At 57.9% G+C, this 12830-nt stretch carries 11 protein-coding genes; all 11 read left to right on the top strand.

What is annotated here, in order from left to right; genetic code table 11:
- The coding region (locus BUA65_RS12265; protein WP_131821495.1) for an electron transfer flavoprotein subunit alpha/FixB family protein at positions 1-381 on the top strand (381 nt) is incomplete at its 5' end.
- A gap of 410 nt (positions 382-791) precedes the next feature.
- Positions 792-1835, top strand: coding sequence for an N-acetyl-gamma-glutamyl-phosphate reductase (argC, locus tag BUA65_RS12260; RefSeq protein WP_072870045.1), 1044 nt, complete (start codon positions 792-794; stop codon positions 1833-1835).
- Positions 1836-1885: 50 nt separating this feature from the next.
- Positions 1886-3100, top strand: coding sequence for a bifunctional glutamate N-acetyltransferase/amino-acid acetyltransferase ArgJ (gene argJ, locus BUA65_RS12255; protein WP_084062365.1), 1215 nt, complete (start codon positions 1886-1888; stop codon positions 3098-3100).
- A 59-nt stretch (positions 3101-3159) separates the two neighbouring features.
- Positions 3160-4047 carry an acetylglutamate kinase gene (gene argB / locus BUA65_RS12250; protein WP_072870034.1) on the top strand — a complete coding sequence of 296 codons (888 nt, stop codon included), beginning with the start codon at positions 3160-3162 and terminating at the stop codon, positions 4045-4047.
- Positions 4048-4065: 18 nt separating this feature from the next.
- The gene (locus tag BUA65_RS12245; RefSeq protein WP_072870032.1) at positions 4066-5262 is read left to right on the top strand and encodes an acetylornithine transaminase; all 1197 of its coding nucleotides are present in this window, start codon (positions 4066-4068) and stop codon (positions 5260-5262) included.
- Positions 5263-5284: 22 nt separating this feature from the next.
- Positions 5285-8533, top strand: a complete 3249-nt coding sequence (gene carB / locus BUA65_RS12240) for a carbamoyl-phosphate synthase large subunit (RefSeq protein WP_072870030.1) — start codon at positions 5285-5287, stop codon at positions 8531-8533.
- 63 nt (positions 8534-8596) lie between these two features.
- Entirely contained in the window at positions 8597-9532 is a 936-nt protein-coding gene (gene argF, locus BUA65_RS12235) for an ornithine carbamoyltransferase (RefSeq protein ID WP_072870029.1), read from the top strand.
- A gap of 1 nt (position 9533) precedes the next feature.
- Positions 9534-9716 carry a hypothetical protein gene (locus tag BUA65_RS12230; protein ID WP_072870027.1) on the top strand — a complete coding sequence of 61 codons (183 nt, stop codon included), beginning with the start codon at positions 9534-9536 and terminating at the stop codon, positions 9714-9716.
- A gap of 1 nt (position 9717) precedes the next feature.
- Positions 9718-10929: an argininosuccinate synthase gene (locus BUA65_RS12225; protein ID WP_072870025.1), complete on the top strand. Its 1212-nt coding sequence runs from the start codon at positions 9718-9720 to the stop codon at positions 10927-10929.
- A gap of 648 nt (positions 10930-11577) precedes the next feature.
- Complete coding sequence (locus BUA65_RS12220) at positions 11578-11949, top strand: hypothetical protein (protein ID WP_072870024.1); 372 nt, start codon at positions 11578-11580, stop codon at positions 11947-11949.
- Between the two features lie 20 nt (positions 11950-11969).
- Positions 11970-12812 (top strand): CBS domain-containing protein, encoded by an 843-nt coding sequence (locus BUA65_RS12215; protein ID WP_072870043.1) that lies wholly within the window; start codon positions 11970-11972, stop codon positions 12810-12812.
- Positions 12813-12830: the final 18 nt, after the last annotated feature.

The following is a 12830-nucleotide window of genomic DNA, read 5'->3' as shown; positions in this document are numbered from 1 at the left end:
GAAGCGGACATCATTGTTTCCGGGGGGCGGGGGATGAAATCGGCGGAGAACTTCAAGATACTGGAAGAATTAGCGGATGTGCTGGGGGCGGCGGTGGGAGCCTCCCGGGCGGCTGTGGATGCGGGTTATGCGCCGCACAGCATGCAGGTGGGTCAGACTGGTAAGACCGTATCCCCGCAGCTGTACATTGCCTGCGGCATTTCGGGGGCCATCCAGCACCTGGCGGGAATGGGTTCCTCCAAGGTGATTGTGGCCATCAACAAGGACCCGGAAGCCAATATTTTCAAGGTGGCCGATTACGGGATTGTGGGTGACCTCTTTGAGGTGGTGCCCCTGCTTACCCAGGAGTTTAAAAAAATACGGGCGGAACAAAACCAGTAAGGGGCGGTTTTTCACCGCCCCGCCATTTATTTACTGGCAATGGCTTAAAAATTACCTGAAGAAAGGTAAACCCTGTTTTAACGGTGACAAGCTTGGGTTCGACTTGAGCCCGGTGGCCTTGGGCTTGTCCCCGGCCTTTGCCGCTCTGGTGGCAAAACTACAAAGCCCGTACCCCATCTAATGCCGATCCCGATAATAACAGTAATAAAAAAAACTGGCTATAACTAGTACAGGGGATTTTACGCGCCTGTGCAGAAATTGATCCAACCGGGTAATTTTTATCTTGTCTTTGAGATTGTATTTTTATACAATCAATTGTATAATTATAAAGCATTCCCTTATAGAAAGGAGCCTCAGAGGGTGACCAGAAACCCCGGCCTTCAGGCCGCCCGGGTTTGCACCTGACGATTATGGTTATTAAAGCAAGCATTATCGGGGCCACCGGCTATGCCGGTGCCGAACTGGTCAGGTTGTTAAGTGCCCACCCGCAGGTGGAACTGGTGGGATTGACCACCCAGAGTTATGCCGGTAGGGCTTTCTGGGAGGTTTACCCCCACCTTTACGGGTATGTGGACCTGGTTTGCGAGGAGCAGGATTTGCCGGCCCTGGTGGACAGAAGCGACGTTATATTTACGGCCCTGCCCCACGGCCACGCCATGGCTGTGGCCCGGGAAGTTATTGGTGGGGGAAAAGCCCTGGTGGATCTGGGAGCGGATTTCCGCCTCCGCGACCCTGTAGTTTACCAGGACTGGTATAAGGTCGAACACACGGCCGCGGAGCTGTTGCCTCAAGCGGTGTATGGTCTACCGGAAATTCACCGGGAAAACATTCGTGGTGCCCGGCTGGTGGCCAATCCGGGTTGTTATCCCACCAGCGTAATTCTTGCCCTGGCTCCCCTGTTAAAAGAAGGCCTGGTCGAAACCGGCTCCATTATCATTGATTCCAAATCCGGCGCTTCGGGGGCCGGGCGGGGGTTGTCCCTAAACACCCATTACTGCGAGGTTAACGAGAGCATCAAGGCCTACGGGGTGACCGTGCACCGCCACACCCCTGAGATCGAGCAGGAATTAAGCGCCCTGGCTGGCGAAAAGGTGCTGGTTTCCTTTACCCCCCACCTGACGCCCATGATCCGGGGTATTTTAAGCACCATCTACGCCCGGCTGACCCGGCTGAAGAGCACGGAGGAAATTTTAACCCTCTACCGGGAATTTTACCGGCAGGAGAAGTTTGTCCGGGTGTTGCCCGCCGGCATGCTGCCGGCGACCAAAATGGTGGCCGGCTCCAACCACTGTGACATAGGTCTGGTGGTAGACCGGCGTACCGGCAGGGTGGTAATCATTTCCGCCATCGATAACCTGATCAAAGGAGCCGCCGGCCAGGCGGTCCAGAATATGAATATAATGTTCGGGCTGGCGGAGGATACGGGGCTTTACGGTCCGGGGGTATATCCGTAGAAGATGTAAAAATAGCTTTAACGACGTAGTGGATAAGGAGGAATGCTGGCTTGGCCAGAACATGGGAAGAGAAAAGCGGCGGTGTCACTGCCCCGCAGGGTTTTCTGGCCGCGGGAGTGGCCGCCGGGGTGAAGTACAAAGGAAGACGGGATATTGCCTTAATTTTTTCCGAGGTTCCGGCCCGCGCTGCCGGGGTGTTCACCACCAACCTGGTGAAGGGTGCCCCGGTGCTGGTCACCATGGAGCGTATAGCCAGGGGGCGGGCCCGGGCGGTGGTGATGAACAGCGGTAATGCCAATACCTGCAACGGGGAGCAGGGTATCCGGGATGCCCGGGCCATGGCGCAGGAAACGGCCCGGGTATTGAATATTCCCGAGGAGGATGTCCTGGTGGCCTCCACCGGGGTCATCGGCCAGCCCATGCCCATGGACCGCATTTTGCCGGGTATTGCCGCTGCGGCCCGGGAGTTGAGCTCCGGTGGGGGCGCGGCTGCCGCCGAGGCCATTATGACCACCGATACCGAGCCCAAAGAAACGGCCCTTTCTCTCACCCTAAGCGGGCACACGGTAACCATCGGGGGTATGGCCAAGGGTTCCGGAATGATTCACCCCAGCATGGCCACTATGCTCTGCTTTATTACCACCGATGCGGCTGTATCTGCGCCCTGCCTGCAGGAAATGCTGCGTCATGCGGTGGACCGGAGCTTTAATATGATCAGTGTGGATGGGGATACCAGCACCAATGACATGGTCCTGGCCCTGGCCAACGGCCGGGCCGGCAACCCGGAAATTACCGCCGAAAATGAAGATTATCACCTGTTGCGGGACGCCCTCACCGAGGTATGCACCCGGCTGGCCCGGGCAGTGGCCAGGGATGGCGAAGGGGCCACAAAGCTGCTGGAAGTGAAGGTGATCAATGCCGCCAGCGAAAGGGATGCCCGCCTGGCCGCCCGGGCAGTGGTAGCTTCCAACCTGGTCAAAACGGCCATATACGGTCAGGATGCCAACTGGGGGCGGATCATCTGCGCTGCCGGCTACTCGGGTGCGCACTTTGATCCCGACCGGGTGGATATATACCTGGGTGACATAATGGTGGCCAGGGACGGGGTGGCTTTGCCCTTTGACGAGGAAGCAGCCTCGTCCGTGCTGGCGGGCCGTGAGGTGCGGGTACTGGTGGATTTAAAGTCAGGAGAATATGAGGCCACGGCCTGGGGCTGCGACCTGACCGGCGAATATGTGAACATTAACGCCAGCTACCGGACATAACGGCCTGTTATCCTGTATCCTGGGTTTTTAAGGATAAGTAAACCGGGGGAGGTATCCGATTGCTCAGCGCACAGGAGAAGGCGGCCATCCTGGTGGAGGCCCTGCCTTACATAAGGAAATTCTACGGCAAGACGGTGGTCATCAAGTATGGCGGCCACGCCATGGTGGACTGCGGGCTGAAAAAGGCCGTGCTTACTGATGTGGTGCTGATGAAGTATGTGGGCATCCACCCAGTAATTGTCCACGGCGGGGGACCGGAAATTACGGCCATGCTCCAGAAGCTGGGTATCGAATCCCGCTTTGTGGGCGGCCTGCGGGTCACCGACGAGGAAACCATGGAAATAGTGGAAATGGTCCTGGCGGGCAAGCTGAACAAGGAAATCGTCTCCCTGATCAATCGCATTGGCGGCAAGGCGGTGGGCCTTTCGGGCAAGGATGCCTGCCTGCTTCAGGCGGTGAAGAAACCCGGCAAGGTATACCAGCCCGACGGGACGGTGGAAATGGTGGACATCGGCTGCGTGGGGCAGGTGAAAAAGGTCAACCCGGCCATCGTCCATACCCTGATCAATGAGGGCTATATTCCCGTGGTGGCTCCCGTGGCGGTGGGCCCCGAAGGGGAAAGCTACAACGTCAACGCCGATACCGCCGCCGGGGAGCTGGCGGTGGCCCTGGGGGCGGATAAATTAATTATCCTTACCGACGTGGAAGGCATTCTGGAAGACAGGGAAAACAAGAATTCGCTGATTTCAGTGATCCGGGCGGACGATGTGCCTGATTTAATTGCCCGGGGCATTATTGACGGCGGCATGATTCCCAAGGTGGAGTGCTGTACCCGGGCCCTTTACGGCGGTGTCAACACCACCCACATTCTGGACGGGCGGGTGCCCCACTCCATTTTGCTGGAAGTGTTCACGGATAAAGGCATCGGCACCATGGTGGTCCGGTGAAGCAGGAGGGGAATGGACATGACCAGCGCGGAAATTATCGAGCTTACCGATAAATATGTAATGCGTACCTACGGGCGCCTGCCCCTGGCCCTGGTGAGAGGGCAGGGGGCACGGGTTTGGGACGCGGAAGGTAAGGAGTACCTTGACTTTGTGGCCGGATTGGCCGTTTGCTCCCTGGGCCACTGCCACCCGGCGGTAGTGGAGGCCATAGCCTCCCAGGCCCGGAAATTGATGCATGTATCCAATCTGTACCATATTGAACCCCAGGCGAAACTGGCCCAATTGCTGGTGGAAAATTCCTGCGGGGACCGGGTGTTTTTCTGCAACAGCGGTGCCGAGGCCAACGAGGCGGCTATCAAGCTGGCCCGGAAGTACGGTAAAATTCACGGCGGGCAGGAGAAATACGAAATTATCACCGCCCTGAAGTCCTTCCATGGGCGCACCCTGGCGGCCATCACTGCCACGGCCCAACCCAAGTACCAGAAGGGGTTTGAACCCCTTCCGGCGGGGTTTAAATACGTTCCCTTCAATGATGTGGAGGCCCTTTCCCGGGCCGTAAACCCCAGCACCTGCGCGGTGCTGCTAGAGCCGGTGCAGGGCGAGGGCGGGGTGAACGTGGCCACGCCCGAATACTTAAAGGCCGCCCGGGAGCTCTGTGACCGTTACAATGCCCTATTGATCTTTGACGAAGTGCAGTGCGGCCTAGGGCGCACGGGCAAGTTCCTGGCCTACCAGCATTACGGCGTGGAGCCGGACATTTTTACACTGGCCAAGGCCCTGGGCGGCGGGTTCCCCATCGGGGCCATGGTGGCGAAGGAAAAAGTGGCCGTCGCTTTTAGCCCCGGCGACCACGCCTCCACCTTCGGGGGCAACCCCCTGGCCTGTGCGGCCGGGCTGGCAGCCGTGGGATGCCTGCTCAATGAGGGCGTCATTGAAAATGCTGCCCGGGTGGGTGCTTATCTGAAAGACCGCCTCCTGGAGCTGGCCGGCTGGTTTTCCTTCGTCAAGGAAGTGCGCGGCCTGGGGCTGATGCTGGGTATGGAACTAACTGTCGAAGGCAAGGAGATCGTTAGCAAATGCCAGGACCGCGGTTTGTTAATCAACTGTGTGGATAACCACATTCTGCGCTTCATTCCGCCTCTGGTTATTACCAGGGCCGAGGTGGACGAGGCCGTGGAAATCCTGGCCGGCGTCCTGGCCGAAATGAAACAGTAACTTTTGCAGCAGGAGGATACCCATGCCCAGGCGAAAGGACATCAAAAAAGTACTGGTCATCGGCTCCGGCCCCATTATTATCGGCCAGGCCGCGGAATTTGACTATGCCGGCACCCAGGCCTGCCGGGCCCTCAAAGAGGAAGGGGTTCAGGTGGTGCTGGTGAATTCCAACCCGGCCACCATCATGACCGACAGCCACATGGCCGACCAGATCTATATCGAACCCCTCACCTGGCAGACCGTGGCCCGCATAATCGAACGGGAGCGGCCCCAGGGCCTGCTGCCCACCCTGGGCGGTCAAACGGGGTTGAACCTGGCCGTGGAACTGGCCCGGCAAGGGGTGCTGGAAAAATACAGCGTGGAACTGCTGGGCACTTCCCTGGACAGCATTCGCCGGTCAGAGGACCGGGAGCTGTTCAAGGAAACCATGCTGGCCATAGGCGAACCGGTGCCCCCCAGTACCACGGTCACCAGCGTGGAGCAGGCCCTGGAGTTTGCCCGGGAAATCGGTTACCCCCTGATCGTCCGGCCCGCCTACACCCTGGGCGGTACCGGGGGCGGCATGGCCACAGGCCCGCAGGAGCTGGAGGCCATCGTCCACCGGGGGCTGTTGATGAGCCCCATCGGCCAGGTGCTGCTGGAAAAGAGCGTGGCCGGCTGGAAGGAAATAGAGTACGAAGTGATGCGGGACGGGGCCGACAACTGCATCACCATCTGCAACATGGAAAACATCGACCCCATCGGCATCCACACCGGGGACAGCATCGTGGTGGCCCCATCCCAGACCCTGGCCGACAAGGAATACCAGCTGTTGCGCTCCGCCGCCCTGAAGATCATCCGGGCCTTGAAGGTGGAAGGGGGTTGTAACGTCCAGTTTGCCCTGGACCCGGAAAGTTTCCGCTATTACGTGATTGAGGTCAACCCCCGGGTGAGCCGTTCCAGCGCCCTGGCCTCCAAGGCCACCGGTTATCCCATAGCCCGCACGGCGGCCAAGATAGCCATCGGCCTAAGGCTGGACGAGATCATCAACCCGGTGACGGGGAAAACCTGCGCCTGCTTTGAGCCGGCCCTGGACTACGTGGTGGTTAAGATACCCCGCTGGCCCTTTGACAAGTTCAGCAGCGCGGACCGTACCCTGGGTACCCAGATGAAGGCCACCGGCGAGGTAATGGCCATTGACCGCACCTTTGAGGGGGCCCTGCTCAAGGCGGTGCGCTCCCTGGAAATTGGCGTGGACAGCCTGCAGTGGAAGGGTTCGGGCAGTTGGAGCGAGATGGAACTGCAGCAACTGCTTTCCCGTCCCAACGATCTGCGCTTGTTTGCCATAGCCGAAGCTTTCCGCCGGGCCTGGGCCATGCGGGAAATCTTTCAACTCACGGCCATAGACTACTTCTTCCTGGAGAAAATAAAAAACATCGTGGTTCTGGAAGGAGAGCTGCGGGCGGCCGGCGGCAACCCATCCCCCGGGTTGCTGCGGCGGGCCAAGGCCTGCGGCTTTGCCGACAGCCATATCGCTCGGCTGACCGGTTTGGATTTTGACCGGGTGCGTGCGTTGCGAAAAGAGTGCGGAATTGTTCCGGCCTACAAGATGGTGGATACCTGTGCCGCGGAATTTGAGGCCGCCACCCCCTATTACTATTCCACCTACGATACCGTGGATGAGGTTGCGGTGTCTTCCCGGCCTAAAGTGATCGTCCTCGGTTCGGGGCCCATCCGCATCGGCCAGGGCATCGAATTTGATTACTGTTCGGTACATTCGGTCTGGGGTTTGCAGGCCGAAGGGGTGGAGGCCATCATCATCAACAACAACCCGGAAACGGTGAGTACCGACTTTGACACCGCCGACCGGCTTTATTTTGAACCCCTCACCTTGGAGGACGTCCTCAACGTGGTGGAAAAGGAAAAGCCCCTGGGGGTGATTGTTCAGTTTGGCGGCCAGACGGCCATCAACCTAGCCGGGGAACTGGCCGCCCGGGGGGTGAAGGTGCTCGGCACGCCAGTGGAATCCATTGACGCCGCCGAGGACCGGGAAAAATTCAGCGCCCTTTTGTCCCGCTTGGGCATTCCCCAGACCGAGGGGGGCACTGCTTTTACCGTGGAACAGGCCCGGCAAATTGCCGAGGGTCTGGGTTACCCGGTGCTGGTGCGGCCTTCCTACGTGCTGGGCGGGCGGGCCATGGAGATTGTCCATAACACTCCGGAACTGCTAAAATATATGGAAACGGCCGTACAGGTTTCGCCCCGGCACCCGGTGCTCATCGACAAATACATCCGGGGCCGGGAAGTGGAGATCGACGGCATAGGGGACGGTAGGGATATTTTCATCCCCGGCATTATGGAGCACATCGAGCGGGCCGGGGTGCATTCGGGGGACAGCATGGCCGTTTACCCGCCCCAGAACCTCACCCCGGCGCAAATAGAGCAGGTGGTGGACTACACCCTGCAGATTGGCCGGGCGCTGAAGGTGTGCGGGCTTTTAAACATCCAGTACGTGGTGGCCAAAGACGGCATCTATGTCCTGGAAGTGAACCCCCGGGCCTCCCGGACCGTGCCCATTTTGAGCAAGGTGACGGCCGTGCCCATGGTGCAGGTGGCCACCCGGGCCATGTTGGGCAAAAGGCTGGCTGAGCAGGGATACGGGTCGGGCCTGGGCAGGGCTTCGGATTATGTAACCGTGAAGGCGCCGGTCTTTTCCTTTGAAAAGCTGGGCGAGGTGGAAATTTCCCTGGGTCCGGAAATGAAGTCCACCGGGGAGGTCATGGGGGTGGATCGCACTTTCCCCGGGGCACTTTACAAGGCCATGGTGGCTGCCGGTTTAAGTCCTTTTTCGGTTGTTAACGGCACAAAACCATCCACGTCAAAAGTGGTGCTGGTTTCCCTGGCCGACCGGGATAAAATTGAAGCATTGCCCGTGATCCGCCAGTATGCTGCCCTGGGTTACACTCTTTATGCCACCAGAGGAACGGCTAGGGCCATTGCCGCCGCCGGCATGCCCGTGCGGGAAGTGGAGGATGTGGCGGGCCTGTTGCGTTCGGGCGCGGTGAACCTGGTCATCAACACCCCCACCCGGGGTAAGCACCCCGCCCGGCCCGGCTTCCGCCTGCGCCGCATTGCCGCCGAGTACCGGGTGCCCTGCCTGACGTCCCTGGATACCGCCCGGGCGCTGGCGGCGGTGCTGCAGTGCCTGAAGCAGGGGGAGGAGCCGGACCCGGTAAGCGTGCGGGAATTTACCGCGGGGATGCTGGCCCGGGAGCGTGAGGCCTTACCGTGATTCCGTTATCCTTATGTGTTAAATGTTCAGTAAAACCGAACCTGTAAAGGAAGGGATAATCCAGTGAAGGAAAATTTTAAAGGCCGGGATCTTCTCTCCCTGCATGATTTCACTCCGGAAGAGATTATCACCATCCTTGACCTGGCCGATGACTTGAAGTCCAAACAAAAAAGGGGTATTCCCCACCCTTACCTGTCCGGGAAGACCCTGGGCATGATCTTTCAAAAATCGTCCACCCGCACCCGGGTTTCCTTTGAAGTGGCCATGTACCAGCTGGGGGGCTACGCCCTGTACCTCAATGCCAGCGACCTGCAGCTGGGCCGGGGGGAGTCAATTGCCGATACCGCCCGGGTGCTTTCCCGCTACCTGGACGGGATTATGATCCGCACCTACGCCCAGGCGGATGTGGAGGAACTGGCGCGTTACGCTGACATCCCGGTGATTAACGGCCTGACCGACCTGCTGCATCCGTGCCAGATCCTGGCCGATTTGCAGACCATCCGGGAACATAAAGGCAGGCTGGCCGGCTTGAAGCTGGCCTATGTCGGGGACGGCAACAACGTTTGTCACTCCCTGCTTTTCGGCTGTGCCAAAACAGGCATGCATATCAGCGTGGCCTCACCCCCCGGCTACCAGCCCAGGGCTGAGATAGTGGAGAAGGCCAGGGCCGACGCTCTGTCAACCGGCAGCCGCATCGAAATTCTTACCGACCCGGTGGCGGCAGTTGCGGGGGCGGATGTGGTGGTCACCGATGTCTGGGCCAGCATGGGACAGGAACAGGAAAGTGAACAGCGAAAGAAGGTTTTTGCCCTCTACCAGGTGAACGGAGAACTGGTGCGCCACGCCAAACCGGACTTTATCTTCTTGCACTGCCTGCCGGCCCACCGGGGGGAAGAAGTAACAGCTGAGATCATTGACGGGACCCACTCGGTGGTCTGGGACGAGGCGGAAAACCGCCTGCATGCCCAGAAGGCCGTGCTGGCCCTGGTGATGGCGTGATATGTTCCGGATTACGCGCATGCCGCTCATCCTGGCCCTGCTGGGGGGCGCGGGCATTGTGGCCCTGGCTTTTATTAACCGGGACTTTGTCCACCTGCCCATTCACCTGGGTGCCTGGTTTACCGGCATAACCCTGGGCTGGGCCGTCATGTACTTGCTATGGCTGAGGAGAAAGGAGCGTTAGTATGAAAAAAGTAGTATTAGCCTATTCGGGGGGTCTGGATACATCCATCATCATTCCCTGGCTCAAAGAAAATTACGGCTACGAAGTCATTGCCATGGTGGCCGACCTGGGGCAGGGGGAGGAACTGGCCCCGCTGGAGGAAAAGGCCATTAAAAGCGGCGCCAGCAAGATCTATATTGAGGACGTAAAGCGGGAATTTGTAGAAGAGTACATTTTCCCCACCTTACGGGCGGGGGCCGTTTACGAAGGCAAGTACCTTTTGGGCACCTCCATGGCCCGTCCTTTGATTGCCAAAAAGCTTGTAGAGGTGGCCGAAAGAGAAGGAGCGGAGGCCGTGGCCCACGGCGCCACGGGCAAGGGAAACGACCAGGTGCGCTTTGAGCTTTCTGTGAAAGCGCTGAATCCCGACCTCAAGATTATCGCCCCCTGGCGCGAATGGAACATTCGTTCCCGGGAGGATGCCATTGACTACGCCCAGGCCCGGGGGATTCCCGTTCCCGTGACCAGGGAACGCCCTTACAGCATGGACCGCAACATCTGGCACTTGAGCCACGAAGGAGGGGACCTGGAGGATCCCGCCAAGGAACCACCCGCCGACGTGCTCCTGCTGACCACGCCTCCGGAAAAGGCTCCGGACCGGCCCACTTACGTGGAAATTTATTTTGAAAAGGGTATACCCAGGAAAGTAAACGGGGAATCCCTGGACCCGGTGGCGCTGGTGGAAAAGTTAAATGCCCTGGGGGGCGCCAACGGTATAGGGGTGGTAGATATGGTGGAAAACCGCCTGGTGGGGATGAAGTCCCGCGGTGTATACGAAACCCCCGGTGGTACCATCCTCTACCTGGCCCACCGGGAGCTGGAAAGTATATGCCTTGACCGGATAACCATGCATTTCAAAGAACTGGTGGCCGCCCGTTATGCCGAGCTGGTGTATGACGGCGTGTGGTTCTCTCCTTTACGGGAAGCCCTGGACGCCTTTGTGGAGGTAACCCAGCGTACGGTAACCGGCACGGTGCGCATGAAGCTCTACAAAGGCAACTGCACCCCCGCGGGGGTTAGTTCGCCCTATTCACTCTACAATCCGGAACTGGCCACCTTCAGCCGGGATGAGATCTACAACCAGGCCGATGCTGCCGGGTTTATCAATCTTTTCGGTTTGCCGTTAAAGGTACGCGCGTTGATGGAAAAGAAGGCGGGGCTTAGGAAACCTTGATTTTGAGGGAGTCGCTTGTCCAAATCAACAGTATTTGGTAAAATAAGACAAGGAATACCATGATCGGACGGGCCTCACCTGCCGGGGGAGAATCTTCTCTGAAGGGGGGTGGGGCAGGGATGATTACCGCACAAGACGTAATACAGATCGTGCAGGCAACCATCCAATTGCTCACCCTCGTGGTGCTCATCACCTACTGCAGGGAATTAAGGTAAAAACCCTCTAAACTGTGCCAGCAGTTTAGAGGGTGTAACCTAAAACCTCGGCAGGTCGAGGCATCCACGCCGTCGGTTATGGTATTCCTGTTTTTACTGTAACACAATGATACGTATGTGTCAAGTTAGGCCAGTTGATTTTAAATGCCCGGCTCCGCCGGGCATTTGAGTGAGCGGGGACCCAGCACTCACTGGGATACTAGCTCTTCTTAAAAGCGGATATATCAATTAAACCTGAAACACCAGGAGCGGAGTCATATTTTGGTGAGTGTTGGGCCGCATCCAACGTGTTCACTGAATATTTACTGTTTTGAATATCTGGGGTACCTAAATCGGGGGAATCGGGTAGATATGTCTTGTTAAATTTCGAACGTACTGTATACTATACAGAGAAGGGATATTTCACCTGAAAGGGAGAGGAAGGTGTAACCAGGTGTCTTCCAGGGCCTCCTTTACTTCCCATTCTTCTGAGCCGGTTCGCAGAGCTGAGGTTACCATTCGTTTATCCGAATTTGAAATCCCGCCCATGCAGGACGTGCTGCTGGTAGGGAAAAGGGCACCCATTGGTCCGGAAGCGGTAAGACGGATGGTGGATGCCCTGACGCCGGAGCAGTACGACATTATTTACCTTGACCACGAAATTTTCGAGGCAGCAGTGCTGAAGAGGTCATTATTGAAATTTCTCCCCCAGGAGAAATTTCTGCCGGTCATCCTGGAAGAGGGGATGAGGGTTGCTAACGAAAATACAGTGGTAAAAGCCCAGGTAAACATTGTGGTGCAGGTGAACAGGGCGGTGGATTTATAGTGTTTAGTGCAGGCGACATTATGCATAAAAATCCAGTCACCATTGATCCTTTTGAAAGTGTCGGCCGGGCGGCGGCCCTGATGAACCAGCTCAAGATAGGTGGTCTTCCGGTGGTGGAAGGGGGAAGGCTTGTGGGCATTATAACCTCCAGGGATGTAAGGTACTCCCACCCCAACCGGCTGGTGGCTGATGCCATGAGCAGGAATGTAGTTACCGTTTCGCCGGAATGCTCTTTTTGGGAAGCCAAGGAAACGATGGAGAGCCATGGGATTGAACGTTTGGTAGTGGTGAGGGATGGGCGACTGCTGGGCGTAATTACAAAATCCCGGCTTTATGCCGAGATAGGCAAACACGTGGACGCCCTTACAGGCCTGAACCGGGCCGAATTCCTGCAGCATAAAGCAGCGGAGTTGCTGCAAAGCGGGCAGGAGATAACCGTTATTTTTTTAGACCTGGACAACTTCGGGGCGATAGACAAAGAGTTCGGCCACGTTATCGGGGATGAGATTTTGCAGCAGGTAGGGAAAATTTTAAAAGGTGTCATCGCCGAAGGGCTTGATTACCTGTGCCGTTATGCGGGCGATGAGTTTGCGGTGGTTACCGTCAGGCCGCTGGAAGAAGCGAAACAGTTGTCCTGGCAGATGATAAAGGCGCTTGCCGATGCCAGATGGCCGCAGGGGATAAAGGTTACCGCATCGGCAGGTGTGGCCGGAGGGCGGCGGTCAAGAGTGCGTGGGGAGCCCAATGGCACTCACAACGTGCGAGATCTTATTAATCTAGCCAGTTTGGCCTCCACCAAGGCAAAAAGAGAAAAACGCCCGGTGGTTGTTGCCGGGTGGGTGGAACTGGAAGAGGTGGGATGAGTCTCTCCCTTATTTCAT

The organism is Desulfofundulus thermosubterraneus DSM 16057, assembly GCF_900142025.1.
Lineage (GTDB): Bacteria > Bacillota > Desulfotomaculia > Desulfotomaculales > Desulfovirgulaceae > Desulfofundulus > Desulfofundulus thermosubterraneus.
This window is presented reverse-complemented; position numbering and strand designations above follow the sequence as displayed.

Bases quoted from the DNA above. Each gene is read 5' to 3' on its own strand.
- argC (WP_072870045.1), top strand. From the start codon at position 792: ATGGTTATTAAAGCAAGCATTATCGGGGCCACCGGCTATGCCGGTGCC.
- BUA65_RS12245 (WP_072870032.1), top strand. From the start codon at position 4,066: ATGACCAGCGCGGAAATTATCGAGCTTACCGATAAATATGTAATGCGT.
- carB (WP_072870030.1), top strand. From the start codon at position 5,285: ATGCCCAGGCGAAAGGACATCAAAAAAGTACTGGTCATCGGCTCCGGC.
- BUA65_RS12230 (WP_072870027.1), top strand. From the start codon at position 9,534: ATGTTCCGGATTACGCGCATGCCGCTCATCCTGGCCCTGCTGGGGGGC.
- BUA65_RS12225 (WP_072870025.1), top strand. From the start codon at position 9,718: ATGAAAAAAGTAGTATTAGCCTATTCGGGGGGTCTGGATACATCCATC.
- BUA65_RS12215 (WP_072870043.1), top strand. From the start codon at position 11,970: ATGCATAAAAATCCAGTCACCATTGATCCTTTTGAAAGTGTCGGCCGG.